Origin of the sequence: Cupriavidus sp. L7L (assembly GCF_004353535.1) — a bacterium.
GTDB classification, from domain to species: domain Bacteria; phylum Pseudomonadota; class Gammaproteobacteria; order Burkholderiales; family Burkholderiaceae; genus Cupriavidus; species Cupriavidus oxalaticus_A.
On record NZ_SMNY01000215.1, the window covers coordinates 1 to 1,096 of the forward strand.

Below are 1,096 nucleotides of genomic sequence, written 5' to 3' on the forward strand. Positions count from 1 at the left end.
CTCCACGGTCGCCAGTTCGACAGCGAAGAAGCACTGGTCAAAGCAGTCCGTCGACTGACGAGATCCATGCCCCGCAAGATCTGGTCCGGATCGTCAAGCGCTGCCCGCCTCGAATCCCTCAAGTTCGCCACGGAAAGAATGCTCGGCAGCAATGTCGAGTCCATCAGCCGCTACGAAAAGATCCACTGACCCACCAAAAACACCCATGGACGGCTATTTCATCAAGACGATTGGTGCCAACCGCGGCAAGCCGCGTGTTTGGCTTCAGGGACTCGAGCTGGAGCGTGCCGGCTTCGCGCCGGGGCAGAGCTACGAGGTTGAAGTGAAGGGCAAGAGCGTGGTACTCACGCTGAGCAAAGACGGGACTCGCACCGTGACCCCGAAGCAGGTTCGCTCGCGCACTACGCCCGTGATCGACCTGAACAGCAACCAACTGCTGGCTGCGTTCGATGGCATGGCTGCGATTCGGATGGTGGTCAAGGACGGCCAGATCTACCTGCTGCCGCTGGCATCCGAGCTGAAGAAGCAAGAGCGCCTGCACCGCCTGAGATCGCGCCTGGAGAATGGCGAGCCGCTGCGCATCGGCAGCATCTCGCACGGCGGCGGAATCATGTCGCATGCCATCCATGCCGGCCTGCAGCGGGCAGGGCTCAGGGCGAAGCTCGAATTCGCCAACGAGATCCGCCCCGAGCTACTTGAGCACGCGTCTGAGTTCAATGATGCCTGGTCAGACGATACAGTTCCGCTGGCCGCACCCATGCAGGAGCTGGCATTCGATGATCGAGGCCTGGCCCACGTTCCGAAGGTGGAGATTCTGGAGGCCGGTATTCCTTGCTCGGGGGCGAGTCGTGCGGGCACGGCCAAGCGCGGGCTCAAGCATCCGGAGGCGCATCCGGAAGTAGGTCACCTGGTCGTCGCGGCTCTCGTGATCCTCAACAAAGCCGCTCCGGCCATTGTGACTATCGAGAATGTGCCGACCTACGCGAATACGGCCTCGGCCAGCATTCTCCGATCTCAGCTTCGCGATCTGGGCTACACCACACACGAACGCATTCTGAATGGCAAGGAGTGGGGTGCCATCGAGGGTCGTGCCCGG

2 protein-coding genes are annotated in these 1,096 nt (G+C 61.8%); both read left to right on the forward strand.

Going from position 1 to position 1,096, the window contains the following annotated elements; genetic code table 11:
* On the forward strand, positions 1 to 189 hold a 189-nt coding region (locus E1J61_RS38020), incomplete at its 5' end, for a hypothetical protein (protein ID WP_207951330.1).
* A 16-nt stretch (positions 190 to 205) separates the two neighbouring features.
* Positions 206 to 1,096, forward strand: an 891-nt coding sequence (locus E1J61_RS37255; protein ID WP_133098705.1) for a DNA cytosine methyltransferase, incomplete at its 3' end; no start/stop codon positions are given.